The sequence below is a fragment of the Enterobacter cloacae complex sp. 309I3 genome (assembly GCF_050031595.1).
GTDB classification, from domain to species: Bacteria; Pseudomonadota; Gammaproteobacteria; order Enterobacterales; family Enterobacteriaceae; genus Enterobacter; species Enterobacter cloacae.
In genome coordinates, this window is the sequence record NZ_JBLGWI010000001.1 from 2,051,236 (window position 1) to 2,077,596 (window position 26,361).

A 26,361-nucleotide genomic window follows, 5' to 3' on the forward strand; every position below is an offset into this window, starting at 1 on the left:
TCTTTTTTGTCCCTTTCCCCACAAAAATACTCAGCTTGTGTGGCGCTCATTCCATGCATCTGAAAATTGAATATTGCCGTCAATAATTCTCCAGGTGATTTTTTCATATTGAATGCTGACGCTTTCAATGTGATTCATTTTATCGTTGCCAGCCAGTTTTATATTCGGAACGCTGCAATGGACGCCAGTTAGTTTCACATTCTCCATAAGAACGGTGTAATAGCAAACCTCCTGGCCTGCATCATTGATATGGTAAAACCTGATTTCTGCGCTTTTCAGCGTCTGCCCGGTTGCTGCAGCCTTGTAAAGATATGGCGTAGAACTATCAACCTCTTTTTCAATCATCATGGATGAGTGCTGGCGGGTGCCGGTGATTTTGCCGTTTGCGCTGTCAACGGGTAAATTTATACCGTGGCTCAGGCCGATAATTTCAATACTTCCTTCACGATCTTGTACGTCAACAGATCCTTTGATATCTGCACCGCCATCGTCTTTAAGCCACATATATGGAGGTATAGGCATTTTATTTTCTCCTTATTTTTTTGATTAACTTCATTGTTAAAATATAAAAAGGGCTAATAATAATTAGCATTGTAATCCAGTCAATAAATGAATAGGCGTCATACATTGATTCTGCATTCTCATTTCCGTTGATAAACATTGCTGTTTTTCTGGCTAAATCATAATCAACATATAATTCAGGTCCTGGTAGCATATAACCAACAATAAGCAATAAAATGAGAAAATAAATAATTTTACTTGCCCTACATACAAGGTTTTTTAACGTAGCCACCCGCTACCACCTCCACCCATCCCCGCGCCATTAGTGACCGCATGCATGGAACCTGAATAAGTGATGTACTCATTAGGGCGTTACGAATCATCGCAAAATCAGACATATTGGCGATAGTTATGCATCCTTTTGAAACCGTACCGGGATGCAGTCGAAAATTTCCACGTTTTACGCTTTCTATCCATGTGTAATCATCAATGCCCCAGTCTTCACGCCACAAAGCAAACCAGTCAGATTTACCAAAAGCATTTCGGCCAACAAATCTATTAGCTATATCGTGAATCTCTTCTTTTTTTTGCGAAAACCAATTGCCTTCCCTGCGATCTACAATCCAGTATTTTCCTGGGGGGATAGAACCAGTGTTTGCGACATGCCCGCAACTGGCATTGTTTCTGCTGGCCCCCAACCCCGAATGCGCCATGAACACGCCCACTCCAAACAGATTGAAAGGTGCGTAATCTGCGCCGTTTAGAATCATCTTTCCCTGTAACGCCATGTAACACCCAAAGTCCTTGAAATGTGTGTGGTTAATTCTACAGCGATTAATTATGCGATCCAGAGTTAGGGTATGTTTTCAGAAAAAGACCCTAATTATTAGATTGTTTACTGTCGAAAAGTGCTATCTCGCTGTGTTAGTGGATGGGCTGGCCATCTTTCTATGCACCAAATCGCATCTTCATGATGGTGTGTACGCCATTAAAGAAGCTATCTCAAAAATAGGCATTTCCGATGCATATTTTGCTTTTCCTTTTAATCAGACGATCGCCGCAGCGAAATGCATTATTAATCAATGCATTGAACAATTAAATCCATCCCGCCAGCATCCTCTCACAGAGTCTATGCTTAATAAAACCAGGCAAAAAGGGCGATTAAGCCTAATGCCCCTGCTGTCAGAGGGTTGAAGTGATAATCGTTATCACTAACATGGTGTTATGCCCTGATGGCTTATCAGATGAGGTGGACCTATGGAACTGCATTCAGAAACCTTTAACCCTGCCGATTTCGCCTGGCGCGGTTTAACGCTCACGCCAGCGGCGGCGGCACATATTCATGAGCTGGTGGCGAAAAAGCCAGAGATCCTCGGCGTGCGTTTAGGGGTCAAGCAGACCGGCTGCGCGGGGTTTGGTTATGTGCTCGACACCGTCACCGAACCCGAAAAAGATGATCTGGTGTTTGAAACGGATGGCGCAAAACTGTATGTCGCGCTTCAGGCGATGCCGTTTATCGACGGCACCGAAGTGGACTACGTGCGTGAAGGTTTAAACCAGTTATTCAAATTTCATAACCCGAAAGCCCAGAACGAATGTGGCTGCGGCGAAAGCTTTGGGGTATAGGCGGTACTATGTCTCGTAATACTGAAGCAACGAGTGAAGTAAATACCTGGAGCGGCGGACACCTCAACTATAAAGAGGGGTTCTTCACCCAGCTGCAAACTGATGAACTGGCGAAGGGCATCAACGAAGATGTCGTGCGCGCAATTTCAGCCAAACGTAACGAGCCGGAGTGGATGCTCGAATTCCGTCTGAGCGCTTACCGGGCCTGGCTGGAGATGGAAGAGCCGCACTGGCTGAAAGCCCACTACGATAAGTTAAATTATCAGGATTACAGCTACTACTCTGCACCTTCCTGCGGCAGCTGTGACGACACCTGCGCCTCGCAGCCCGGCGCGGTACAGCAAACCGGGGCGGATAATAGCTTCCTGAGTAAAGAGGTGGAAGAGGCGTTTAACCAGCTTGGCGTGCCGGTTCGCGAAGGGAAAGAGGTGGCGGTGGACGCCATTTTTGACTCTGTCTCGGTGGCAACCACCTACCGTGAGAAGCTGGCGGAACAGGGGATCATTTTCTGCTCTTTCGGCGAAGCGATCCACGATCACCCGGAACTGGTGAAAAAGTACATTGGCACCGTGGTGCCGTCTAACGACAACTTCTTCGCGGCGCTCAACGCAGCGGTCGCCTCAGACGGCACCTTCATCTACGTGCCGAAAGGGGTACGTTGTCCAATGGAGCTGTCGACCTATTTCCGCATCAACGCGGAAAAGACCGGCCAGTTCGAGCGCACCATTCTGGTGGCGGACGAAGGAAGCTACGTCAGCTACATCGAAGGGTGTTCCGCGCCGGTGCGCGACAGCTACCAGCTCCACGCCGCGGTGGTTGAAGTCATCATCCATAAAGACGCCGAAGTGAAATACTCCACGGTGCAGAACTGGTTCCCGGGCGACGGTAATACCGGCGGTATCCTCAACTTCGTCACCAAGCGTGCGCTGTGCGAAGGCGAAAACAGCAAGATGTCCTGGACCCAGTCTGAAACCGGCTCGGCCATTACCTGGAAGTATCCGAGCTGTATTTTGCGCGGGGATAACTCCATCGGCGAGTTTTATTCCGTTGCGCTGACCAGCGGCCATCAGCAGGCGGATACCGGCACCAAGATGATCCACATTGGTAAAAACACCAAATCGACCATCATCTCAAAAGGTATTTCCGCCGGACACAGCCAGAACAGCTATCGCGGGCTGGTGAAAATCATGCCAACGGCCACCAACGCGCGAAACTTTACCCAGTGTGACTCCATGCTGATTGGCGCAGACTGCGGCGCGCATACCTTCCCGTACGTGGAGTGTCGCAACAACAGCGCCCAGCTTGAGCATGAGGCGACAACGTCGCGTATCGGGGAAGATCAGCTTTTCTACTGCCTGCAGCGCGGGATCAGTGAAGAAGATGCCATCTCGATGATTGTCAACGGCTTCTGTAAGGACGTGTTCTCTGAACTGCCGCTGGAATTTGCCGTTGAAGCCCAGAAACTCCTCGCCATTAGTCTTGAACACAGCGTCGGTTAAGGAAAGCACATGTTAAGTATTAAAGATTTACAGGTTAGCGTGGAAGACAAAGCCATCCTGCGTGGCCTCAATTTTGACGTCAAGCCGGGTGAAGTCCACGCCATTATGGGGCCGAATGGCTCCGGGAAAAGTACGCTTTCAGCGACGCTGGCGGGACGCGAAGATTACGAAGTGACCAACGGCTCGGTGGAGTTTAACGGCAAAGATTTGCTGGAGATGTCACCGGAAGAGCGCGCGGGGGAGGGCATCTTTATGGCTTTCCAGTATCCGGTCGAAATTCCGGGCGTCAGTAATCAGTTCTTCCTGCAAACGGCGCTCAACGCGGTACGCAAATACCGTGGCCTGGAGGCGCTGGATCGTTTTGATTTTCAGGACCTGATGGAAGAGAAGATCAAGCTGCTGAAAATGCCGGAAGATCTGCTGACGCGCTCGGTAAACGTCGGTTTCTCCGGCGGCGAGAAGAAGCGCAACGACATTCTGCAGATGGCGGTGCTTGAACCTGAACTGTGCATTCTGGATGAGACCGATTCCGGTCTGGATATCGATGCCCTCAAGATTGTCGCCGACGGGGTGAATTCTCTGCGCGACGGCAAACGGTCATTCATTATCGTTACCCACTATCAGCGTATTCTTGACTACATCAAACCGGATTACGTCCACGTGCTTTACCAGGGGCGCATTGTGAAATCCGGTGATTTCACGCTGGTCAAACAACTGGAGGAGCAGGGTTATGGCTGGCTTACCGAACAGCAGTAATGCGCTTCAGCAGTGGCACCGCCTGTTTGAAGCGCAGGGCGGAAGGCGTTCTGAGCAGGCACAACAGCACCTGCAACAGATGCTGCGCCTCGGTTTACCCACGCGTAAACATGAGAACTGGAAGTACACGCCGCTTGAGGGCCTGCTGAACGCTGAATTTGTCTCACAACGGGCGGATATCACCCCGATGCAGCGCGATGCACTGGCGCTGAATGTGGATGCTCTGCGCCTGGTGTTTGTCGACGGCCAGTTCCGTCCTGATCTGAGCGACAGCACCGACGAGAGCGGTTATACGATCGCCATTAATGATGAGCGCCAGAGCCTGACGGCACCCGTGCAGCCGGAGGTCTTTCTGCACCTTACCGAGAGCCTGGCACAGAGTGTGACGCAGATTCACGTGAAGCGAAACCAGCGCCCGGCGAAACCGCTGCTGCTGATGCATATCACCCAGGGCCTGGACGGCGATGAAATCAATACTGCGCACTATCGCCACCATCTGGAGCTGGCGGAGGGGGCGGAGGCCACGATTATTGAACATTACGTCAGCCTCAACGATACCCGCCACTTTACCGGGGCGCGCCTGACGATGAATGTCGCCGCCAACGCTCAGCTGCACCATATCAAGCTGGCATTCGAGAACCCGCAGAGTCACCACTTTGCGCATAACGATATCCTGCTTGGACAAGATGCAGCGGCATACAGCCACAGCTTCCTGCTGGGGGGCGCGGTACTGCGTCACAATACCAGTACGCAGCTTAACGGCGAGAACACCACCCTGCGCATCAACAGCCTGGCGATGCCGGTCAAATCGGAAGTGTGTGATACGCGGACCTGGCTTGAGCACAACAAAGGCTACTGCAACAGCCGCCAGCTGCACAAAACCATTGTCAGCGACAAAGGCCGCGCGGTGTTTAACGGTCTGATCAATGTGGCGCAACACGCCATTAAGACCGACGGGCAGATGACCAACAACAACCTGCTGCTGGGGCGCCTGGCAGAAGTGGACACCAAGCCGCAGCTGGAGATCTATGCCGACGACGTCAAATGCAGCCACGGCGCCACGGTCGGGCGCATTGACGATGAACAGATGTTCTATCTGCGTTCGCGCGGTATTGACCAGCAGGCGGCGCAGAAAATGATTATCTACGCCTTTGCCGCAGAGCTGACGGAGGCGCTGGATGATGGCCTGTTAAAACAGCAGGTGCTGGCCCGTATTGGTCAGCGTCTGCCTGGAGGCGAAGCATGAGTTTTCCCGTAGAGAAAGTACGGGCCGATTTCCCGGTTCTGACCCGTGAAGTGAATGGACTGCCGCTGGCCTATCTCGACAGTGCAGCCAGCGCGCAAAAACCGAATCAGGTGGTGGATGCAGAAGCCGAATTCTACCGCCACGGTTACGCCGCCGTGCATCGCGGTATTCATACGCTGAGCGCAGAGGCGACCCAGCGTATGGAGAACGTCCGCACCCAGGTGGCCGATTTTCTGAATGCGCGATCGCCGGAAGAACTGGTGTTTGTGCGCGGCACGACGGAAGGGATCAACCTTGTCGCCAACAGCTGGGGCAGTGCGCAGGTCCACGCGGGCGATAACATCATCATCACCGAGATGGAACACCACGCCAATATCGTGCCGTGGCAGATGCTCTGTGAGCGTGTGGGTGCTGCGCTACGGGTGATCCCGTTGAATCAGGATGGCACGCTTCAGCTTGAGCACCTTGATGCCCTGCTGGACGACCGCACGCGGCTGGTGGCGATAACCCAGGTCTCTAACGTGCTGGGCACTGAAAACCCGGTGGCAGAGATCGTCGAAAAAGCCCACCGGGCGGGCGCGAAGGTCCTGATTGATGGCGCTCAGGCGGTGATGCATCACGCGGTGGATGTGCAGGCGCTGGACTGCGATTTTTACGTCTTCTCCGGGCATAAGCTTTATGGCCCAACCGGGATCGGCGTGTTGTATGTGAAAGACGATATTTTGCAGGCCATGCCGCCGTGGGAAGGGGGCGGCTCGATGATCGCCACCGTCAGCCTGTCGGAAGGGACCACCTACGCGCACGCGCCGTGGCGTTTTGAGGCTGGTACGCCCAACACCGGCGGGATTATCGGGCTTGGGGCTGCTCTCTCTTATGTCTCCTCCATTGGCCTTGAGGCCATCCAGGATTATGAGCAGATGCTGATGCACTACGCGCTGCAGGAGCTTGCCAGCGTGCCCGAGTTGACCCTGTATGGCCCGGCCAACCGGCAGGGCGTGATTGCGTTCAATCTGGGAAAACACCATGCCTATGATGTGGGCAGTTTCCTCGATAACTATGGCGTGGCCGTGCGTACGGGGCACCACTGTGCCATGCCGCTGATGGCATTTTATCAGGTCCCGGCAATGTGCCGCGCGTCGCTGGTGATGTACAACACAACGGAAGAGGTCGACAGGCTGGTGGCGGGGCTAAAACGCATTCACCAGTTGCTGGGCTAACGGAGAAGCGAACAATGGCAGAGTTGCCGGACAAAGATAAATTACTGCGTAACTTCGGACGTTGCGCAAACTGGGAAGAAAAGTATCTCTATATTATTGAGCTGGGGCAGCGTTTGCCGCCGCTCAGTGAAGAGGCGCATAACCCGGATAATATTATTCAGGGCTGCCAGAGCCAGGTGTGGATTGTGATGGAGCAAAAGGGCGACGGTACGATTGAATTGCACGGCGACAGCGATGCCGCGATTGTGAAAGGGCTTATCGCCGTGGTCTTTATTCTCTACCACCAGATGTCCGCGCAGGATATTGTCGCCTTTGATGTGCGCCCGTGGTTTGAAAAAATGGCCCTGACCCAACACCTCACCCCGTCCCGCTCCCAGGGGCTGGAAGCGATGATTCGCGCCATCCGCGCCAAAGCTGCAATCATTAGCTAGACTTACAGGACAGCATTCATTCTGTTTCGCGAGGTGGTTCCCGCCTCGCTGGTTTTTCAGCTTTCTGGCGTTCTGTCAGTGAATAAGGAATCTCAGCATGAAGCGCGCGTCTCTAATAACACTCTTACTCCTTGGTTCGCTCGGCGCTCTTAATTCGGCCAGTGCGATGGATTATCCGTTACCGCCCGCAGGCAGCCGTCTGATTGGGCAAAATCAAACCTACACAATACAGGAAGGGGATACCAAACTTCAGACCATCGCACGTCGGTTTAATACTGCGGCACAGCTCATCCTTGAAACCAATAATACCATTGCGCCGGTAAACCCTGCGCCGGGAACGGTGATTACCATTCCATCCCAGATGCTGCTTCCGGACACGCCACGCGAAGGTATTGTGGTGAACCTGGCCGAGTTACGGCTTTACTACTATCCGCCGGGGGGAAATATTGTTCAGGTCTTCCCGCTGGGGATTGGACAGCTGGGACTTGAGACGCCGGTCACGACGACCCGCGTGAGTCAGAAGATCCCTAATCCAACCTGGACCCCGACGCCGGGCATCAGAGCGCGCTCTCTGGAGCAGGGCATTAAATTGCCGCCGGTCGTACCCGCCGGGCCAAATAACCCGCTGGGGCGCTTTGCACTGCGTTTAGGCGTGGGCAATGGGGAATATCTCATCCACGGTACCAGTGCGCCGGACAGCGTTGGGCTGCGGGTGAGTTCAGGTTGTATGCGCATGAATGCCCCGGACATTAAAGCCCTGTTCGAACAGGTGCGGGTCGGCACACGGGTGCAGATTATTAATGAGCCGGTGAAGTTCTCCGTCGAGCCGGATGGCAAACGCTATATTGAAGTGCATCGTCCGCTGGCGCAGGTGGAGGGAGAAAACCCGCAGATTACACCTATTACCCATTCCGCTGACTTTGCCTCGTTTGTTTCTCAGGCAGGAAGTGACAAAGCGCTTATTGATAAAGCCTTGTCGCGCCGGGCGGGGATCCCGGTCGCCGTATCGGCGGCTAACGGCCCGTCGGCCAGCAACAACGTGCAGTCCGTGCAGAACAGCCGTGTCTCTGCTGCGGTAACGGAAGAGGATGGCGAGAAGGTGACGCAGTAGGGGGTTTGACGCAGGCAAAAAAAATGGCGCACAATGTGCGCCATTTTATTAACAGGTACTATTACTTACGGTATTTAGTAGCCTGGTTGTCCAGACGCTGGTTAGCGCGAGCTGCGTCGTCTTTAGCAGCCTGAACGTCGGAACGCATTGCGTTCACGTCGTTGCTCAGCTGGTCAACTTTAGCGTTCAGAGTCTGAACGTCAGAAGACAGCTGATCGATTTTAGCGTTGCTGGAGCAACCTGCCAGCAGAGTAGAACCCAGGATTACCGCGCCCAGTACCAGTTTAGTACGATTCATTATTAATACCCTCTAGATTGAGTTAATCTCCATGTAGCGTTACAAGTATTACACAAACTTTTTTGGGTTGAGAATATTTTTTTGATGGGAATACGCCTATTTTTGATCGTTCGCTCAAAGAAGCAACGAATTCGGCATTTTTGTCGAAAAAGCTATGTTAAAAAAGGCATTTTTCATCGGATTCGTCTTACATAAATCGCGATTAAATAGAAAAACCCGATTTGCTTTTTGAATAGAGTTGGCTAATACCACGAATAAAAAAAGCGCCCCGAAGGACGCTTTTTATCAAAAACTAATTCGTTTGAACATTATTACAGCACGTGAACAGAGGCGGTATTGGTTGTACCACTCGGTACCAGTGCACCCGATACCATTACCACCACGTCGCCTTTCTGTGCCAGGCCGCTTTCCAGCGCCAGTTCTTTACCCTGAATGTAGAAATCGTCAGTAGAGGCGATCTCTTTCACCAGATGCGCAACAACACCTTTGCTCAGCACCAGCTGACGCGCAGTGGTTTCATTGGTGGTCAGCGCCAGGATGGTAGCATCCGGGAAGTATTTACGTACGGCACGCGCAGATTTACCGCCCTGCGTTGCAACCACGATCAGTGGCGCTTCCAGCTTCTCAGCCGTTTCTACCGCACCGCGGCAGACCGCTTCAGTGATGCGCAGTTTGCGGCTGTCGTTGTTGAAGTCCAGACGGCTGGTCATCACGCGGTCAGTACGCTCGCAGATGGTGGCCATAATGGACACCGCTTCCAGCGGATATTTACCTTTCGCGGATTCGCCAGACAGCATGACGGCATCAGTACCGTCGAGGATGGCGTTCGCCACGTCGCCTGCTTCTGCGCGGGTTGGACGTGGGTTTTTGATCATGGAGTCCAGCATCTGGGTGGCAGTGATAACCACTTTACGTGCGCGGACACATTTCTCGATCATCATCTTCTGCGCGAAGATCACCTCTTCAACCGGGATTTCAACACCCAGGTCGCCACGCGCAACCATGATACCGTCAGACGCTTCGAGTATTTCGTCGAAGTTGTTCAGGCCTTCCTGGTTTTCGATTTTGGAGATGATCTGGATCTTCTCGCCGCCGTGCGCTTTCAGGTGCTCACGGATTTCGACCACGTCGGAACGTTTACGGATGAAGGAGGCAGCTACGAAATCAACGCCTTGCTCGCAGCCGAAGATCAGGTCTTGCTTGTCTTTTTCAGCCAGTGCTGGCAGCGCGATAGAAACGCCTGGCAGGTTAACGCCTTTGTTTTCGCCCAGGTCGCCGTTGTTCAGCACTTTACAGATGACTTTGTTGCCTTCGATGGCGGTCACTTCCATTCCGATCAGACCATCGTCTACCAGCACGGTGTTACCCACAGACAGATCGCTGGTGAAGCCTTCATAGGTTACCGCAACGATTTCGCTGTTACCGACCACAGACTTGTCAGTGGTGAAGGTGAAGGTCTGGCCCGCTTTCAGGGAGACGTCGTTACCGCCTTCCAGTTTGATGGTGCGGATTTCAGGACCTTTGGTATCCAGCAGGATGGCGGCTTTTTTACCGGTCTTGCTCATGACGTTGCGCAAGTTCTGGATACGCTGACCATGTTCAGCGTAGTCACCGTGAGAGAAGTTCAGACGCATAACGTTCATGCCGGCGTCCAGCATTTTGGTCAGCATCTCTTCAGATTCGGTTTTCGGGCCGATGGTACAAACAATTTTCGTCTTTTTCATGACAGTCTTAGTCTTTAAGTTGGGAAGGATATGGAAATCTCGCTCCGGGGGCGCACCGCCGCGGAGTCAAACCTGTGTTGCAAAAGAGTATATGACACGCACTAAGGATAGGAGACATCAAATGAGCGTGCAGAAGAAAGTGTGCCTGAGTGACAGCCCAACGAAGGAGAGGAGAAGTTGTACGTTGTTTTTTGTATTCCAAGCGCTGAAACCATTCACCAGGGATTTGGCGCGCATTATACGCTGATTTTAAGATAAAAGGAAAATGGAAACGGTGTTTCAGAAATAATCTGTGCAGTTTCACATAATATTGTTATCAATGCGTTAAGGCATAATGACATCTTATGGCGGCAGGCGAGGGGCCTGCCGCCTTTTGCTTATTTTTCCAGCGCCTGACTCAGATCGGCAATCAGATCGTGTGCCTCTTCGATCCCCACGGACAGGCGGATCAGCTGCGGCACAATGCCGTTAGCCAGACGCTGCTCGCGCGGAATTGAGGCGTGGGTCATGCTGTAGGGCTGACTCACCAGGCTTTCCACACCGCCGAGACTTTCTGCGAGGGTGAACAGCTTCAGCTTGCGGATCACCTCCGTCGCACGTTGCGCATCGCCTTTCACCACGACGGAAATCATCCCGCCCGGCAGCGCCATTTGCCTGCGGGCGAGCTGATAGTGCGGGTGCGAATCCAGCCCCGGATAGAACACCTTTTCGACCTGCGGCTGCTGCGCAAGCCATTGCGCAATCGCCAGCGCGTTGCTGCTGTGCTTTTCCATCCGCAGAGCCAGGGTACGCATTCCGCGCAGCGTCAGAAAACTGCTGAAGGGATCGAGCACGCCGCCGATGGCGTTTTGCAGATAACCCAACCGTTCCGCCAGCGCCGGGTTATCGCCCACCACCGCCAGCCCGGCTACCACGTCGGAATGGCCGTTCAGGTATTTGGTGGCGGAGTGCACTACGATATCAAAACCCAGCTCCAGCGGACGGTGAATGACCGGGGAGGCGAAGGTGTTATCCGCCACGCTTATCACGTTATGGCGGCGGGCAATGGCCCCGATGGCTGCCAGGTCGGCCAGTTTCAGCAGCGGGTTAGTCGGCGTCTCCACCCAGATCATGCGCGTTTGGGGACCAATGGCGGCTTCCAGCGCGGCCAGATCGTCGGGCTTTACCCAGCTGACCCGCAGCCCGGTGCTGCGCTTGCGCACGTTTTCAATCAGACGGTAGGTGCCGCCATACACGTCATCAATGGCGACGATATGGCTGTCTTTATCCAGCAGCTCCAGTACGGTGGAAATGGCGGCCAGACCGGAGGCAAAAGCATAGCCGCGCGTGCCGCCTTCCAGTTCGGCGATGGCGGTTTCCAGCGCATGGCGGGTAGGATTGCCGCTTCGGGAATATTCGTAGCCGGTATGCTCCCCCGGCGACGGTTGCGCAAACGTCGAGGTGGCGTAAATGGGCGGCATGACCGCGCCGTGTTGATCGTTAACCTGGCCGCTGTGTACGCTGAGCGTGGCGAGATTTTTCATTCTTGTTTCCTTATTGCTGTAGACGGTTGCGCCAGGCGGTGAGGAGGTCGCTGCGGGTGATCAGACCCAGAAAACGGTCATTGTCATTAATCACCGCCACCAGACCGCGGTCAAAGATGGCGTGCAGGGCGCTTTCCGGCGCGTGCTTATCAAGAATCTCCACCTGTTGCGTCATGGCCGCCGTGACGGGGAGGGCAAAGCGAGCCCCGTCACCGCCAATGTGGCGCAGCAGATCCCACTCATCAATAATGCCTACCACCTTGCCGTTCTCCAGCACCGGCAGCTGCGAGATGTCATACAGGCGCATGCGTGCCAGTACGGTGGAAAGCGTGTCGTCCGGGGCGGCGGTGACGGTGGCGCCCTCGTCGTGGCGCAGCGCAATGTAGTCGGAGAGATCGCCTGCCTGCGGGCGAGACATCAGCCCCTGCTGGCGCATCCAGTCATCGTTGAACATCTTTGAGAGGTATTTGTTGCCGCTGTCGCAGGCGAAGGTCACCACGCGTTTCGGCGTGGTCTGTGCCTGGCAATACTTCAGCGCGGCTGCCAGCAGGGTTCCGCTGGAGGAGCCAGCCAGAATGCCTTCCGTTTTCAGCAGCTCGCGCGCGGTGGCGAACGCGTCGCGGTCGGTGATGCGCCAGGCGCGATTCACCCCGTCAATGTGGGCCAGTGGCGGAATAAAGTCTTCGCCAATTCCCTCAACCAGCCAGGAGCCCGCGTCGCGGTAGCGTCCGGTTTCCACCTGGTCGGCCAGAACCGATCCTGCCGGGTCTGCGAGGACAAACTCAGTGTGCGGAGAGTGTTCGGCGAACCACGCCTGCAGGCCACCCAGCGTGCCGCCTGATCCCACGCCCACCACGATGGCGTCGATCCTGCCGTTAAGCTGTTCAAACAGCTCCGGCGCGGTGGTGGTACGGTGCGCCAGCGGATTGGCTTCGTTGTTGAACTGGTCGATGTAAAACGCGCCGGGCAGTTCACTCGCCAGACGCCGGGCGTAATCCTGGTAATAGGCGGGATGGCCCTTATTGACGTCCGAACGCGTCAGTACCACCTGGGCACCCAGCGCGCGAAGGTGGAAGATTTTCTCGCGGCTCATTTTGTCCGGTACCACCAGGATCAGCGAATAGCCTTTCTGGGCGGCGATCAGGGCCAGACCCAGGCCGGTATTCCCCGCCGTGGCCTCAATAATCGTGCCGCCCGGCTGCAGCTGGCCGGTGCGCTCCGCTTCATTAATCATCGACAGCGCCACGCGGTCCTTTATAGAGCCACCCGGGTTCTGGTTCTCCAGTTTCAGAAACAGCGAGCAGAGGCCGGTGTCCAGTTTATGCAGCTGGATAACCGGTGTTTGGCCAATCAGTTCAGTGACGGAGTGGTAAATCGTCATGGTTTTTTCCTTTCAGGAGGTCATGACGGGATGATAGGGCGGTGAAAATTTCGCAAAAAAGAACGAATCTCTGCTTTTTAGAACAGAAAAGAATATAAATGGTGTTTTTGGATGTCAGGATAGCAAGACGTAAAGTGCTCCGGATGTGAGGATGGCTATATCAACAGAATATGTTGAAAAAATGCGCGTTTTTGGCGTGGGTCGCCCCTGACATATGCATCGTGCAGATAAACATTGCTGAAATTGGTCTAAACGGGTCTCGCCCGCGACAGGCAGTGTTTATTCCCTCTGGTTATAACACATGCTTTTTTGTTCATTTAAAAGCAAGTAACGGCTGATTACTATCGTTTGGACATCCATACTTCTAAACCGCCAGGGCGGACGGATAACGAATAAGAATGATTGTTCTCAGCAATATTTCTAAGGTCTTTGACAACGGCAAGGTGGCGCTCACGGCCGTTGATAACGTCAATCTGACGATTGAGCAGGGGCAGATATACGGCATTATTGGCTACAGCGGCGCGGGGAAAAGTACGCTTATCCGCCTGTTAAATGGCCTGGAAAAACCGAGCAGCGGCAGCGTGACCATTAACGGTCAGGACATTTCTGCCGCAAAGGGGGAAGCGCTGCGACAGGCTCGTCTGAAGATCAGCATGGTGTTCCAGCACTTCAACCTGCTGTGGTCGCGAACGGTAGCGGAAAACATTGCCTTTTCGATGCAGATCGCCGGGGTGCCAAAGGCCAGGATTCAGGCCCGCGTGGCCGAGCTGGTGGAACTGGTCGGGCTGAAAGGCCGCGAAAATGCGTATCCGTCGCAGCTCAGCGGCGGGCAAAAGCAGCGAGTGGGCATTGCGCGTGCGCTGGCGAACAACCCGGACGTGCTGCTCTGTGACGAAGCCACCTCTGCGCTCGATCCACAGACCACCGATCAGATCCTCGATCTGCTGCTGGACATAAACCGTCGGTTCAGGCTGACCATCGTCCTCATCACCCACGAGATGCACGTGGTGCGCAAAATCTGTGACCGGGTGGCGGTGATGGAGAACGGTAAAGTGGTGGAAGAGGGCGACGTGCTGAGCGTCTTTACCCATCCGCAGCAGCCGATTACGCAGCAGTTTGTCCGCCAGGTGAGCCAGTACGCCGAGGAAGAGACCTTTAATACCGAGCTGGCAAACGATCTGGAAGGGACGGTCATCCGTCTGACCTTCACCGGGCACAGCACACATAAACCGATTGTGGGTGAATTGACGCTGCGCTACGGCCTGCCGTTTAACATTCTGCACGGAAAAATGACCCAGACGGCGCACGGCGTGTTTGGCCAGCTGTGGGTACACGTGGTGGCATCCGATGAACAACTGAACAATATCCTCGCCGACCTGAAGCACAGCGATATTGAAGGCGAGGTGATTAAACATGGCTGAGAATCTCTTTCCGCATCTGAAGTGGGATCAGCTCTGGGCGGCAACGCTTGAGACGCTGTACATGACCGCGCTCTCCGGTGTGGCGACCTTTGTGCTGGGGATCGTACTGGGTCTGGCGCTGTTTTTAACCGCCCGCGGCGGATTGTTCCACAACCGCACGGTCTATAGCGTCATTTCGATTGTGGTGAACGTGTTCCGCTCTATCCCGTTCATCATTCTGATTGTTTTGCTGATCCCGTTCACCAAGACCGTTGTTGGCACCATCCTGGGAGCTAATGCGGCACTGCCTGCCCTGATTGTGGGCGCCGCACCGTTCTACGCCCGCCTGGTGGAGATCGCCCTGCGTGAAGTTGACAAAGGGGTCATAGAAGCAACGCGCTCAATGGGGGCACGACTGAGCACCTTAGTGTTTCGGGTTTTACTGCCGGAATCATCACCCGCACTGGTTTCTGGTATTACGGTGACGCTGATTGCGCTGGTGAGCTACAGCGCAATGGCCGGGGTGATTGGCGCCGGTGGGTTGGGAAATCTGGCTTATCTGGAAGGATTCCAGCGCAACCATGGTGACGTCACGCTGGTGGCAACGGTGACCATTTTGATCATCGTTTTTGTTATCCAGTTCTGCGGCGACATCATTACCTCACTGTTAGATAAACGCTAATAAATACACACAGGAACCATCATCATGAAAAAGACACTGACACTGATCGCCGCAGCAACCCTCAGCGCCCTGAGCTTTGCCTCCTGGGCTGACACCCTCACCGTGGGCGCGTCCAATACGCCACATGCTGAAATTCTTGAACAGGCGAAGCCGATTCTGGCGAAGCAGGGTATCGACCTGGAGATCAAACCGTTCCAGGACTACATTCTGCCCAACACTGCCCTGGCGGGTCATGACATTGACGCGAACTACTTCCAGCACATCCCTTATCTGAACAGCGTGCTGAAAGATCACGAAGGCGATAAGGACTATGATTTTGTCAGCGCAGGCGCGATCCACATCGAGCCCATCGGCATCTACTCCAAAAAATACAAGTCGCTGAAAGACCTGCCGGAAGGCGGCAAAATCATCATGCGTGATGCCGTTTCTGAAGAGGGGCGTATTCTCTCTATCTTCGAAAAAGAAGGGGTGATCAAGTTGAAGCCTGGCATCGACAAAGTGACCGCGCGCATCAGCGACATCGTGGAGAACCCGAAAAAGCTGCAGTTCACCCCTAACGTGGAAGCGTCTCTGCTGCCGCAGATGTATAACAACGATGAAGGCGCGGCGGTTGTGATCAACGCCAACTACGCGATTGACGCCGGTCTGGATCCGGTTCACGACCCGATTGCAGTTGAGAGCGGTGAAAACAACCCGTATGCCAATATCATTACCGTGCATCGCGGTGACGAGAAGAAGAAAGATATCGTTGCGCTGGTGAACGTGCTGCACTCCAAAGAGATTCAGGACTGGATCCGCACCAAGTACAAAGGCGCGGTGATCCCGGTAAATAACTAATTAATTGATTTAGCTTAGGAAGCCCGGTGAGTTTCTCGCCGGGCTTCTTTTTTGTATCCGGGCGAGGGATCATTTAAGCTGACGGTTTAGGGCAACGGAGTGGATCGCCATGGGCAATGTGACCAAAGACGAAGAGTTGTACCAGGAGATGTGTCGGGTGGTAGGGAAGGTCGTTCTGGAGATGCGTGACTTAGGGCAGGAGCCCAAGCATATCGTGATTGCCGGGGTACTGCGTACGGCGCTGGCGAACCAGCGCGTAAAACGGAGCGAGTTAACCACCCAGGCGATGGAGACAGTGGTTAAAGCGCTGGCCGGGTAAGGCACCTGCGTTTCGCGAGTTACTCAAATCCTGCATATTAACTGTCGTTATTGTTATTTCCCCTTCCTGATGGAGGCGTGTTTTACTGAAGTCAGGTAAAGCGAGAGGGGTACAGACGATGAAAAAGTGGATAAGCACGTTACGGCGGTTTTTTGCGACCCGGCACGCGAATGCGGAGAACAGCGCGCAACGTGTTCTTGAGTCGATACTGCCTGTCGCCAGTCTGTATGGCGTGGACGTGGCCAACATTGACCCGGAGTGGTTCCATGATAAAACGTCACGCTGAACTGCGCCGCACGCGCGAAATGTACTGGAATGAGTTGTGCATCGACGCTGTAAAGCGTGGATGAGCGGAAAAATACGCTGGGAAATCCTCGGTTAACGCAGGCCGTTTTGTTACCAATATCTCCTTTCACAGATGGAGATGAAGATGAAACGGACTGTATTCACGCCCGCCCTTTTAGCCACCGCGTTACTGATTGCCATGCAGGCGGCCCATGCCGGGCCACAGGCGCATGTGGTCTGCAGTTACTCCCACACCCTCGGCGATGACGCCATCATGATGTTTGGTATGCCCAACCAGGCCATGTGGCACGATTTCTTTGGCAATACCCATACCGATGCCTTTTCAACCCGGGAAACCTTGCGCCAGCATGAAGAGACGACCTGTGATAACAAGGCCGACGGCTCTGCCTACTGGGCGCCTTCTCTGAGATTACCCGACGGAACGGTGGTCAAACCGGCCTATCAAAAAACCTATTATCAGGCCTCGAAGGTTGATGCCTATCCCTTGCACCCGTTCCCGGCCGGGCTGTCGCTGCTCGCCGGGGATCATCACGGCAGCACGCCCAACCCCCATATCAGCTTTTTATGCGCGAACGGGAATGGCTATAGCAGCAAAATCGGGGAGGTGTGCGGGCTGCGTAAAGCTAACGATGCCGTCCAGTTTAATATTGGCATTCAATTTCCGAACTGCTGGGACGGTGTGAATCTGAAGCCCGACCACGGTCTGGCCAATGCGGCGTATGACGTTAACGGCCAGTGCCCGAGCGCGTTCCCGGTAAAAATTCCAACGGTTAATATGAATGTGGCTTACGTGCTGCATGGTATTACCCGCCTGGACACCCGTCAGGCGCAACTGTCGCTCGATCCGGTGATGCAGGGGGCTGAACGTGAAGAACGCTGGGGTAGCCTCTACACGGCGCATGCCGATTTCATGAACGGCTGGACGGACGATGCCGCCCGCTTTATGACCGAACGCTGCATGAACCGCGGTATGGATTGTGGTTCAACCGTGCCCTATGGTTATTCTATGGCGAAGGCCAATGTCTGGCTCAGCAGTCTTGAACCGAACATCTCTCAGCCTTCACCGCAGGTGTTACTGGTAGAAGATAACTGGCAGAACGGTGGACGCACAAAAAACAGCGAGACGCTGAGCCTGGTAAAATTCCATATCCCACCGCTGCCCGCCGGGCAGGATCCGTCCTTGTTTAAATACCGTGTCCGTATTTTCGGTGGGAAGGTAGAAAACAATGGGGCCGATCAGATTTTCTTTTATCCGGCCAGTAATGACTGGGATCCTGCGACCGTGAAGTGGTCGTCGCGTCCGGCCTGTAATTACCGTTCAGATGCCGTGCTTTATCTGAACCATGTTCGTGAATACCGGATGGTCGACGTGGATAAAGCCGTGCGTAAGGCGCTGGCGGAAGGGAAAACCGAGATCTCGTGGTATATCGGTGGCGATCGCCAGGGGAATCATTATCAGTTTGAACCAGCCTCATCACCAGACGGGTTAATGCTCATGCTGACTGGCTTTAAACATACACCGGAGGTCTGACCCTACGTTTTTTTGTTCTTAACAGGGTTAGCTGGTAAGGTCTCGGCATTCGCCACTGTCCCTGTTAACGCAATGACCACCAACAGCATGATGAAACGCGCTATCGTTCTTTGGGCGATAGCGTGCACACTCAGCGGCGTACTGCTCTACGCCGAACAAATTCGCCGTCAGTTCTGGGAACGAGACCGTGAGTTCTCGGCGTTATTTTCCGAATTAAGCGCGGTCCTGACGCAAAATGAATCGGTCTTACCGCTTCTGAATGGCGATGAAGACATTGCCGACCTGCGCAAAAAATTCCCCCATCTGCTCGCGCTGGAAAAAACGACGGGACGCCCACTGGATGCGGCGCGGGTGGAGCCTGCCCACGAGATGCAGTACTGGCTTTATAACCCCTGGCGTCAGATCCGCGTGCGGGTGGATCTCGGCCCGATTCTGAATGCGCATCATCCGTTTACCCATCTGGGGATACGCTTTATACCGACCGGAGAAGAACGGCCCTCTGACGCATTCTGGCACTGGCAACGCTCCTTCCCGCAACATACGCAACCTTTTACGCTTGAAGCGGATTCCCGGCCGGACTGGTTTGGCGTCCGCTGGTCTGTTTACCCCTTGTTGTTTATCGGCTGGGGGATAGTGATTGCGCTGGCAAGCGTGGTGCTCTGGCAGCGTAAAGCGCGTAAAGACGCCGAGCAAAGGGCGCGCTATTACCAGCACGCCAGGCTCAACACCCTGGGGGAGATCACCGCCGGTATTGTGCATGAGATAAACCAGCCGCTGACCGCCGTCCAGACGTGGATCCAGGGCGCACAGCGTCAGTTACAGCAGGAAAACGGCCAGGCCGTGTCGCAGGCGCTGTCGGCTGCGCTGACGCAAACGCAGCGTATTAGCGCATTATTAACCCGTTTTCGCGAGCACGTTGTGAAGGAGAAAGTCACCCTGCGGGAAACCGATCTGGCAGCATGCTGGCTGCAGGTGGTGAACTTACTTGAGCATGAGCGCAGGGCTGAACATATCTCGGTCAGTCATGCGTTTGCCCCCGGGGCCACCACCGTGCTGGCCGACCCGCTCTGGCTGGAGCAGGTGCTGCATAATCTGCTCAGCAATGCGATTCAGGCCCAACAGGCGAGTCCTGCTGGCTGGGTAAAGATTGAAAGCCACAAAACCGAGAGCGGCATTCAGATTACCGTGACGGACGGCGGGCCAGGCTTTAGCCCGGAGGCGTTACAAAATGCCTTTATGCCGTTTTACAGCGGCCGGGAAGAGGGCATTGGACTGGGAATGACCTTAACGGAATCATTAATGACGCGTATGAATGGATCGATTACGCTGGGCAATGCACCGCAGGGCGGGGCAGAGATCCGGCTACAACTGGCAAACGGAAAGGAGGCTACGGTTGGATAACACAATCTGGCTGATTGATGATGATGAATCCATCAGAGAGTCGATGGCGTTTTTGCTTTCGGGCATGGGGTGGCCGGTCAGGACGTTTGAAAGCGTTGATGCCTTTACCGCGGCCCATGCACGGGACGCGGAGCTGGTAGGCTGCATGCTGCTGGATATGCGGATGCCGGGCAAAGGCGGGCTCACCTGGCTTGAGGAGGGAAAATGGCCCTGGCCCCTGCTGCCGGTGATCATCATGACCGGGCACGGGACCGTAGATGCCTGTCGCAGGGCATTTCGCAACGGCGTGTTTGAGTTTTTCACCAAGCCGCTGGATGCCGATAAGCTTATCGAAACGGTAGGGTTAGCCTTTGAGGAGAGTCAGCGCCGGTTTGCCGGCTGGCAGGAAACCTCCCGGGTGAAAGCGCGCTTCGCACAATTAACCGCGCGGGAGCATGAGGTGCTGGGGGAGTTGATGAAAGGGCTCAGCAACAAAGAGGTGGCCGCCCGGCTGAATCTCTCGCCACGGACGGTGGAAGCGCACCGCGCGGCGGCGTTTACCAAGCTTGGCGTTGGCAGTCTGGTTCAGGCAATACGCGAATACGATAAATTGCAATCCGTATAACTACCAGGTTGAGTGCGTATTCAACCGAATTATGTTTCATCGCCCGGCGGGGTACGCTCTGCCACGTATCCCAACACGCGAGGAAGTGCGATGAAAAAATTAATGATGGTTGCGGCACTGGCCGCAGGTAGCGTAAGTCTGACGGCACAAGCCGATACGTTAAACCAAAAGAGTCTCTCGCTGGCGCAGGCGAATGCGCTGGCCACGTCCGCCATTCAGGCGTGTACGGCAAAGAATTATCAGGTGACGGTCACCGTGGTTGACCGTGCGGGCGTGGTGAAAGCCGTGCAGCGTACGGACAATGCCGGTCCTCATACGGTTAAAGCCAGCGAAATGAAAGCCTGGACGGCGCTCAGCGCAAAGAATGCCTCAGGCAAAGTGATGGAAGCGGCGCAGAGCAACGCCGGCGCGCAAAACATGCGTGATATTCCGGGCTTCCTGCTGCTGGCGGGCGGCCTGCCGGTGAAAGAGGGCGATGAGGTGATCGGGGCGATTGGCATCGGCGGTGCGCCGGGTGGTCATCTTGATGAAGCCTGCGCGCAGGCGGCCATTGACGGGCTGAAAAAGTAACATAAAAAAAAGCACCGGGTTAACCGGTGCTTTTTCATCAGATCTTGCAGGCATCGCCGCAGTCGTCATCCGCAACAATCGCCTGGGCTTTTTTATCTGCGTCGTCCAGACGTTCCGCATTACGCTCTTCTGCTTCATCCAGTCCGTTAAAGACCAGGTTTTCGAGATCAATTTCCATGTGGCACCTGCTTTGTTCAGTTTTTGATACTGGCACAGTATAGGGCAAAAAAGGCCAGCAATGTACCTCGCAGCACATATGGACAATCCCTGCCATACTCTCTGCTTTATGGCTGAGGAATGCATATGATGACACTCTGCAAAACCTGCGGTACTGCGTATGACACCACGCCGGAAACATGCCCGATTTGCGAGGATGAACGCCAGTATGTTCCGCACAGCGGCCAGGCGTGGATTGACTTTGCTACCGTGACTTCCACCCACAGCAACAAATGGCAGCAACTGGAGCCACAGCTGTTGAGTATCAAAACGGTGCCTGCCTTTGCGATTAACCAGCGCGCGCTGCTTTTGCGTACCCCGCACGGCAATATTCTCTGGGACTGTATTGCCAACCTCGACCCGGCAACCAAAACGCTCATTACTGCGCTCGGCGGCATCAGCGCGATTGCGATCTCGCACCCACACTATTACACCACCATGCAGACCTGGGCTGCGGTATTTAATGCACCGGTGTACCTGCACGCCAGCGACAGAGAGTGGGTCATGCGCGGCAGTCCTGCCATTCAGTTCTGGGAAGGGGATGCGCTGGAACTATTCCCGTCGGTCACCTTGCTGCGTCTGGGGGGACATTTTGCAGGCGGCACGGTGCTGCACTGGCAGGAGGGCGAAGGCGTATTGCTGGCGGGGGATATTCTACAGGTCACGCCCGGAAAAGACGCCGTTTCGTTTATGTGGAGCTACCCGAATATGCTGCCCCTGCCAGCCCGCACCGTTGAGCGGATTACCGGACTTCTGGAAGGCAAAAAATTTGCCCGCCTGTACGGTGCCTTTGAGGGACAAAACATCCCGGCAAACGCGGACGAGATTGTGCAGCGGTCGGGCCAGAAATATATTGCTTGTCTCAGGTAAAGCACGATGGGTAAACTTCACGAGTGTGATCCCGATCATACCTAAACAACAACAGATAAAAGAGAAATTGCTATGCAACATATCATTGAAGGTTTCCTCAACTTTCAAAAAGAGATTTTCCCGCAACGTAAAGAGCTCTTCCGCAGTTTAGCGTCCAGCCAGAATCCCAAAGCGCTGTTCATCTCATGCTCCGACAGCCGACTGGTACCAGAACTGGTCACTCAGCAAGAGCCAGGACAGCTCTTTGTCATTCGAAATGCTGGCAACATTGTGCCGCCGTTCGGGCCAGAGCCGGGCGGTGTCTCCGCAACCATCGAATATGCCGTTGTGGCGCTTGGCGTGACGGATATTGTGATTTGCGGTCACTCCAACTGTGGGGCGATGAAGGCGATTGCGGATAACGCGAACCTCGAGCCGATGCCTGCCGTCTCCCACTGGCTGCGTTATTCTGATGCCGCTAAAGCGGTGGTGGAGAAGAAAAGCTGGGATCAGCCGATCGACAAAGTGAATGCAATGGTGCAGGAGAACGTCTTTGCGCAGCTGAGCAACATCAAGACCCATCCATCCGTTGCTGTGGGTCTGCGCAATAACGCCCTTCGCCTGCACGGCTGGGTGTATGACATTGAGAGCGGTGAAATTCGTGCGCTGGATAAAGCGACGAAAACCTTCGTTTCTCTGTCTGAGAACCCGGAAGTGTTCTTCGAATAATGACGATCAGGGCATGGAAGCCCTGTCAGCTATCGAAATACGGCAATCTCCTGCGTAACCCAGAAGCGGGTTTTTCCGCCGCTTTCGCCATCGACCCGGCAATCTCCGCACACTCGGCCAGTCCCTGAACGAAGGGATGATCGTGCATCAGCCACGGTATCGCGCCAAACGCGATTCTCCCGCGCACCGTTTCTGGTGCTTTAAGCGTGTAATCCTCGCCAATATCAGGGATCTCGTCGCCTGTCGCCTGCAGCTGTTTGCGCAGTGTCGGGAAAGGCAGATCCTCTGTTTTCAGCGGTTTTTGCCCGCGGGCATCAATAAACACGTCAAAGAGATAGGTGTTGTCTTCAGTCGCGATCGCCGTCTGGGCACGACCGACATCCAGCGTGTAATCATCACCTAATGCGACAACGCTGATGATCCCGGCCTCGCGCAGCGCAAGCAGCCGACGGATAGACTGCGGTGGAATGGCGGCGTAGTTGTCGATAAACACCCGCGCCAGTCCCTGTTTGAAACGTTCCCGGTCCTGCTCATTAAGATGCGGCACGATCTCCTGAACCACCTCGTGCAACCGAAGCACGGTGTAGCGCCAGGGCACCGTTCGCCGCTCACGTTTGTTGCGTTCGACCTCATTCAGATTGGCTTCTGCCCAGCTAAACGGGCCATGCTGTTTGCGGTCCTCAAACCAGGCATCGCGAAGGGTGTCCGCATCCAGGGCGCGCAGCCCGATTTTCTCACACCATGCCGGGTCGGCGAGTTCCAGCTCTTTTACCATCAGGGCAAAAATACGATCCAGCAGGCCGTCAGACCCTTTGGCGATTTCATTCTCAACGACAAATTCAGTTAATACCGACAGCGGCTCGTAAGGAATAGGGCAGTAAAAATCGGCCTCAGGCAGAATGCCTGTCCGGGACATGAGGACTATTTTTAACGCCTCGCTGCCTTTATCCAGAACGAATTTGTCATCAACAAAGGCGCCATGCTGCATAACAACCGCCATGGCGGCGTCCAGTCCGCTTAATGAGGTCCCCATAATCCCCACCCGACAGGCTGGGATATCGGCGTCCATCAACCCGGACCAGGGGCTTGGGAAGAAGGTGCGCGTGGCCTCATCCTCATCAGGCCAGACGTGGCCGGTGGCGATGACGGCAAGATTGAAGCGTTCAGGTAAGCGGCTGTTATTTACCGAAAGCGTAACGCCGTCTTTGTCGGTGGCGATATCCGTCACCTCGGCGGATTCATGGATATCGACCTGAAATCCCAGCCTGCGGGCCTCTTTGACCACCCTCAGAAAACTGTCACGAAAATATTCCCCCAGCAGGATTCGGGGCAGAAACTGCCGATCGTGCAGGGAAGCTTTATCGACGTGATAGCGGGCGAGATGGGCTGCACTCTGCTCTTTTAACCAGTCGAGGTAGGTCATAAAAACGGGTGGGATTTCAATGCTGGCAATATTCGCCAGCATCAGACGCGAGTTTTCATCAATTCGATAGGGCATGCCCACGCCCGCTTCCTCGGCTTTTTCGAAAATGGAAACGGCCAGTGGCGTTTTATGCTTCAGGAGCGCGTAAAAGGTGTAAATCCCTGTGGGGCCGGAGCCGATAATGGCGATTTTTTTCATCGACACTGTTCCTGCTTTTTTTTGTCATATGAAAAGCGTAGCAGGAGAAAGCGTAAAAAATCAGGCGATTGGGATTATTCAGACTACAAGAAGAGGATTTGCACCATTTCAGGACTGAAATGGTGCGTCCGAGTGGACTCGAACCACCGACCCCCACCATGTCAAGGTGGTGCTCTAACCAACTGAGCTACGGACGCAGAATGGTGCGTTCAATTGGACTCGAACCAACGACCCCCACCATGTCAAGGTGGTGCTCTAACCAACTGAGCTATGAACGCAACGTGTTGTCGGTGACAACGGGGACGAATATTAGCGGCACAGCACCGCAGTGGCAAGAGGCAAAATGCATTTTTCTCTCTGATTTCACGCGATTGCTTCATTACCGCGCAAAGTGAAGAGAAAGTAGCCGCCAGCAGGCGGCTACTGTGTATTTAACGTGCGGCGCGTTGCAAAATTACCGTGGATGGCTGACGTTGCAGGAAGCGCATACGCAGCATCATCATGATAGCCGCAGAGGTCAGACCGATGATAAAGCCGATCCAGAACCCTGCGGGCCCCATACGATCCACCACCAGATCGGTGAGCGCGAGAATGTAACCGCTCGGCAGACCCAACACCCAGTAGGCGATGAAGGTAATAAAGAAGATGGAGCGGGTATCTTTATAACCACGCAGTACGCCGCTGCCGATCACCTGGATGGAGTCGGAGATCTGGTATACCGCTGCCAGCAGCATCAGATGCGATGCCAGCATCACCACTTCCGGGTTGTCATTATAGAGCAGGGCAATTTGCTCCCGCAGTGCGACGGTGAAAAGCGCGGTGCAGACCGCCATACAGACACCCACGCCCAGCCCGGTGCGCGCAGCCGTTTGTGCATCAAGGGTTGAGCCTTGCCCCAGACGAAAGCCGACGCGGATGGTGACCGCGGCCGCCAGCGACATCGGCAGGACGAACATCAGCGAGCTGAAGTTCAGCGCAATCTGGTGTCCGGCCACGTTCACAATGCCCAGCGGCGACACCAGCAGGGCGACCACGGCAAACAGAGTCACTTCAAAGAACAGTGCCAGTGCAATGGGCAGCCCAAGCTGTACCAGACGCATCATAATGTGCCAGTCCGGCGTGCTGAACGAACGCTCATTACGGATATCACGCAGGGAGCGGGCGTGTTTAACAAAGGTAAGTATGCTAAAGAACATCACCCAGTACACCGCCGCTGTTGCCACGCCACAGCCTACGCCGCCAAGCTCCGGCATACCAAAATGGCCGTAAATAAAGATATAGTTCACCGGAATGTTGACCAGTAAACCGATAAAGCCCATGACCATCCCCGGCTTGGTTTTTGCCAGGCCTTCGCACTGGTTACGCGCCACCTGGAAGAAGAGATAACCCGGGACACCCCAGAGCAGGGCGCGCAGATACCCCACGGCTTTGTCTGCCAGAGCCGGGTCGATATTATGCATGGCGCGAATGATATGCCCGGCGTTCCAGAGCACGATCATAATCAGTATGGAGACAAATCCAGCCAGCCAAAAGCCCTGGCGCACCTGATGGGCGATACGTTCACGTCGGCCGGAACCATTCAGCTGGGCGATAACCGGCGTGAGTGCCAGCAGCAGGCCGTGACCGAAGAGAATGGCCGGAAGCCAGATAGAGGTTCCGATTGCCACGGCGGCCATATCGGTGGCGCTGTAGCCACCGGCCATCACCGTATCCACAAATCCCATTGCGGTCTGGGCCACCTGCGCGATGATCACCGGGATAGCCAGTGCCAATAACTGCCGCGCTTCATTCATGTACTTCTGCACGTGAACACCTTTATTTTGTAGTTATATGAGAGACTAAAAAAGCCGCCGTAACTGGCAGCAAGAAGAAAAAGCAGAGGGGGTGCCAGCTATTGTAGCGGGCTTTAGCTATTAATCTAGTGAAAAAATCGCCAGAAAATGCGCTGCTCTGGCAACCTGTATTTCCAACTGTTATTGTGGT

The 26,361-nt window shown here is 54.6% G+C and carries 29 protein-coding genes and 2 tRNA genes; 18 read left to right on the forward strand and 13 right to left on the reverse strand.

The features are described 5' to 3' along the window. Positions 1-30: 30 nt before the first annotated feature. Genes ACQG22_RS09750 through ACQG22_RS09760 form a run of 3 tightly spaced genes read right to left on the reverse strand, consistent with a single transcriptional unit; the run spans position 31 to position 1,289 of the window. On the reverse strand, positions 31-522 hold the full coding sequence (locus ACQG22_RS09750) for an Hcp family type VI secretion system effector (RefSeq protein WP_058651504.1): 492 nt from the start codon (positions 520-522) through the stop codon (positions 31-33). A 1-nt stretch (position 523) separates the two neighbouring features. Next, entirely contained in the window at positions 524-793 is a 270-nt protein-coding gene (locus ACQG22_RS09755) for a hypothetical protein (protein WP_065180196.1), read from the reverse strand. After that, positions 765-1,289, reverse strand: a complete 525-nt coding sequence (locus ACQG22_RS09760) for a DUF2778 domain-containing protein (protein ID WP_058651506.1) — start codon at positions 1,287-1,289, stop codon at positions 765-767. Before ACQG22_RS09760 ends, ACQG22_RS09755 begins: the two co-directional genes overlap by 29 nt. 469 nt (positions 1,290-1,758) lie before the next feature. On the opposite strand from ACQG22_RS09760, the gene sufA reads away from it, so the two are divergent. The 7 genes from sufA to ldtE all read left to right on the forward strand — a co-directional run bounded on the left by sufA (position 1,759) and on the right by ldtE (position 8,387). Then, complete coding sequence (gene sufA, locus ACQG22_RS09765; RefSeq protein WP_008500631.1) at positions 1,759-2,127, forward strand: Fe-S cluster assembly scaffold SufA; 369 nt, start codon at positions 1,759-1,761, stop codon at positions 2,125-2,127. A gap of 8 nt (positions 2,128-2,135) precedes the next feature. Next, a complete protein-coding gene (sufB, locus tag ACQG22_RS09770; protein ID WP_013096956.1) occupies positions 2,136-3,626 on the forward strand; it encodes a Fe-S cluster assembly protein SufB in 1,491 nt (496 codons plus the stop codon). A gap of 9 nt (positions 3,627-3,635) precedes the next feature. Continuing rightward, positions 3,636-4,382, forward strand: a complete 747-nt coding sequence (sufC, locus tag ACQG22_RS09775) for a Fe-S cluster assembly ATPase SufC (RefSeq protein WP_013096955.1) — start codon at positions 3,636-3,638, stop codon at positions 4,380-4,382. Beyond that, positions 4,357-5,628, forward strand: a complete 1,272-nt coding sequence (sufD, locus tag ACQG22_RS09780; RefSeq protein WP_061772717.1) for a Fe-S cluster assembly protein SufD — start codon at positions 4,357-4,359, stop codon at positions 5,626-5,628. Before sufC ends, sufD begins: the two co-directional genes overlap by 26 nt. After that, positions 5,625-6,845 carry a cysteine desulfurase SufS gene (gene sufS, locus ACQG22_RS09785; RefSeq protein WP_248766854.1) on the forward strand — a complete coding sequence of 407 codons (1,221 nt, stop codon included), beginning with the start codon at positions 5,625-5,627 and terminating at the stop codon, positions 6,843-6,845. The genes sufD and sufS overlap by 4 nt, the downstream gene beginning before the upstream one ends. Before the next feature lie 14 nt (positions 6,846-6,859). Next, positions 6,860-7,276, forward strand: a complete 417-nt coding sequence (sufE, locus tag ACQG22_RS09790) for a cysteine desulfuration protein SufE (RefSeq protein ID WP_048971211.1) — start codon at positions 6,860-6,862, stop codon at positions 7,274-7,276. 97 nt (positions 7,277-7,373) lie between these two features. Continuing rightward, positions 7,374-8,387 (forward strand): L,D-transpeptidase LdtE, encoded by a 1,014-nt coding sequence (gene ldtE / locus ACQG22_RS09795; RefSeq protein ID WP_023620680.1) that lies wholly within the window; start codon positions 7,374-7,376, stop codon positions 8,385-8,387. Between the two features lie 61 nt (positions 8,388-8,448). On the opposite strand, the gene lpp is transcribed toward ldtE, so the two are convergent. From lpp to ACQG22_RS09820, 5 genes are all read right to left on the reverse strand, one after another. Next, entirely contained in the window at positions 8,449-8,685 is a 237-nt protein-coding gene (gene lpp / locus ACQG22_RS09800; protein WP_001082307.1) for a murein lipoprotein Lpp, read from the reverse strand. A gap of 311 nt (positions 8,686-8,996) precedes the next feature. After that, positions 8,997-10,409, reverse strand: a complete 1,413-nt coding sequence (gene pykF, locus ACQG22_RS09805; protein WP_013096950.1) for a pyruvate kinase PykF — start codon at positions 10,407-10,409, stop codon at positions 8,997-8,999. A gap of 7 nt (positions 10,410-10,416) precedes the next feature. Then, entirely contained in the window at positions 10,417-10,713 is a 297-nt protein-coding gene (locus ACQG22_RS09810; protein ID WP_418250441.1) for a hypothetical protein, read from the reverse strand. Positions 10,714-10,786: 73 nt separating this feature from the next. Then, positions 10,787-11,932, reverse strand: a complete 1,146-nt coding sequence (locus ACQG22_RS09815; protein WP_058679100.1) for a trans-sulfuration enzyme family protein — start codon at positions 11,930-11,932, stop codon at positions 10,787-10,789. A 10-nt stretch (positions 11,933-11,942) separates the two neighbouring features. Next, positions 11,943-13,313 carry a pyridoxal-phosphate dependent enzyme gene (locus ACQG22_RS09820; protein ID WP_013096948.1) on the reverse strand — a complete coding sequence of 457 codons (1,371 nt, stop codon included), beginning with the start codon at positions 13,311-13,313 and terminating at the stop codon, positions 11,943-11,945. Positions 13,314-13,711: 398 nt separating this feature from the next. Between ACQG22_RS09820 and ACQG22_RS09825 the strand changes: the two genes are divergently transcribed. The 9 genes from ACQG22_RS09825 to ACQG22_RS09865 all read left to right on the forward strand — a co-directional run bounded on the left by ACQG22_RS09825 (position 13,712) and on the right by ACQG22_RS09865 (position 20,963). After that, positions 13,712-14,734 (forward strand): methionine ABC transporter ATP-binding protein, encoded by a 1,023-nt coding sequence (locus tag ACQG22_RS09825; RefSeq protein WP_020688322.1) that lies wholly within the window; start codon positions 13,712-13,714, stop codon positions 14,732-14,734. Continuing rightward, complete coding sequence (locus tag ACQG22_RS09830) at positions 14,727-15,395, forward strand: methionine ABC transporter permease (RefSeq protein ID WP_013096946.1); 669 nt, start codon at positions 14,727-14,729, stop codon at positions 15,393-15,395. The genes ACQG22_RS09825 and ACQG22_RS09830 overlap by 8 nt, the downstream gene beginning before the upstream one ends. A 24-nt stretch (positions 15,396-15,419) precedes the next feature. Then, complete coding sequence (locus tag ACQG22_RS09835; protein ID WP_013096945.1) at positions 15,420-16,232, forward strand: MetQ/NlpA family ABC transporter substrate-binding protein; 813 nt, start codon at positions 15,420-15,422, stop codon at positions 16,230-16,232. Between the two features lie 109 nt (positions 16,233-16,341). Beyond that, positions 16,342-16,551: a fumarate hydratase FumD gene (fumD, locus tag ACQG22_RS09840; RefSeq protein WP_013096944.1), complete on the forward strand. Its 210-nt coding sequence runs from the start codon at positions 16,342-16,344 to the stop codon at positions 16,549-16,551. 118 nt (positions 16,552-16,669) lie between these two features. Continuing rightward, a complete protein-coding gene (locus tag ACQG22_RS09845) occupies positions 16,670-16,837 on the forward strand; it encodes a hypothetical protein (protein ID WP_165768973.1) in 168 nt (55 codons plus the stop codon). Between the two features lie 144 nt (positions 16,838-16,981). Further along, positions 16,982-18,388, forward strand: a complete 1,407-nt coding sequence (locus tag ACQG22_RS09850) for a DUF1996 domain-containing protein (protein WP_063252494.1) — start codon at positions 16,982-16,984, stop codon at positions 18,386-18,388. A gap of 72 nt (positions 18,389-18,460) precedes the next feature. Then, positions 18,461-19,789 (forward strand): sensor histidine kinase, encoded by a 1,329-nt coding sequence (locus tag ACQG22_RS09855; protein ID WP_102752633.1) that lies wholly within the window; start codon positions 18,461-18,463, stop codon positions 19,787-19,789. Then, positions 19,782-20,393, forward strand: coding sequence for a response regulator transcription factor (locus tag ACQG22_RS09860; protein ID WP_047023691.1), 612 nt, complete (start codon positions 19,782-19,784; stop codon positions 20,391-20,393). Before ACQG22_RS09855 ends, ACQG22_RS09860 begins: the two co-directional genes overlap by 8 nt. Positions 20,394-20,483: 90 nt before the next feature. Next, positions 20,484-20,963 (forward strand): GlcG/HbpS family heme-binding protein, encoded by a 480-nt coding sequence (locus ACQG22_RS09865; RefSeq protein WP_029883877.1) that lies wholly within the window; start codon positions 20,484-20,486, stop codon positions 20,961-20,963. Positions 20,964-21,000: 37 nt separating this feature from the next. On the opposite strand, the gene ACQG22_RS09870 is transcribed toward ACQG22_RS09865, so the two are convergent. After that, complete coding sequence (locus tag ACQG22_RS09870) at positions 21,001-21,141, reverse strand: hypothetical protein (RefSeq protein ID WP_013096938.1); 141 nt, start codon at positions 21,139-21,141, stop codon at positions 21,001-21,003. 125 nt (positions 21,142-21,266) lie between these two features. On the opposite strand from ACQG22_RS09870, the gene ACQG22_RS09875 reads away from it, so the two are divergent. Together ACQG22_RS09875 and ACQG22_RS09880 are read left to right on the forward strand one after the other, a co-directional pair. Further along, a complete protein-coding gene (locus tag ACQG22_RS09875; RefSeq protein ID WP_029883878.1) occupies positions 21,267-22,049 on the forward strand; it encodes an MBL fold metallo-hydrolase in 783 nt (260 codons plus the stop codon). Positions 22,050-22,121: 72 nt separating this feature from the next. Next, complete coding sequence (locus tag ACQG22_RS09880; RefSeq protein ID WP_013096936.1) at positions 22,122-22,757, forward strand: carbonic anhydrase; 636 nt, start codon at positions 22,122-22,124, stop codon at positions 22,755-22,757. Between the two features lie 25 nt (positions 22,758-22,782). Here the strand turns inward: ACQG22_RS09880 and ACQG22_RS09885 are convergent, their stop codons facing one another. The 4 genes from ACQG22_RS09885 to mdtK form a co-directional block, all read right to left on the reverse strand. Continuing rightward, positions 22,783-24,378: an FAD-NAD(P)-binding protein gene (locus ACQG22_RS09885; RefSeq protein WP_248048070.1), complete on the reverse strand. Its 1,596-nt coding sequence runs from the start codon at positions 24,376-24,378 to the stop codon at positions 22,783-22,785. 120 nt (positions 24,379-24,498) lie between these two features. Beyond that, positions 24,499-24,575 (reverse strand) — tRNA-Val (locus tag ACQG22_RS09890). 4 nt (positions 24,576-24,579) lie between these two features. Then, positions 24,580-24,656: transfer RNA gene (locus ACQG22_RS09895), tRNA-Val, on the reverse strand. A 153-nt stretch (positions 24,657-24,809) separates the two neighbouring features. Continuing rightward, positions 24,810-26,183, reverse strand: coding sequence for an MdtK family multidrug efflux MATE transporter (gene mdtK / locus ACQG22_RS09900; protein WP_155022188.1), 1,374 nt, complete (start codon positions 26,181-26,183; stop codon positions 24,810-24,812). Positions 26,184-26,361: the final 178 nt, after the last annotated feature.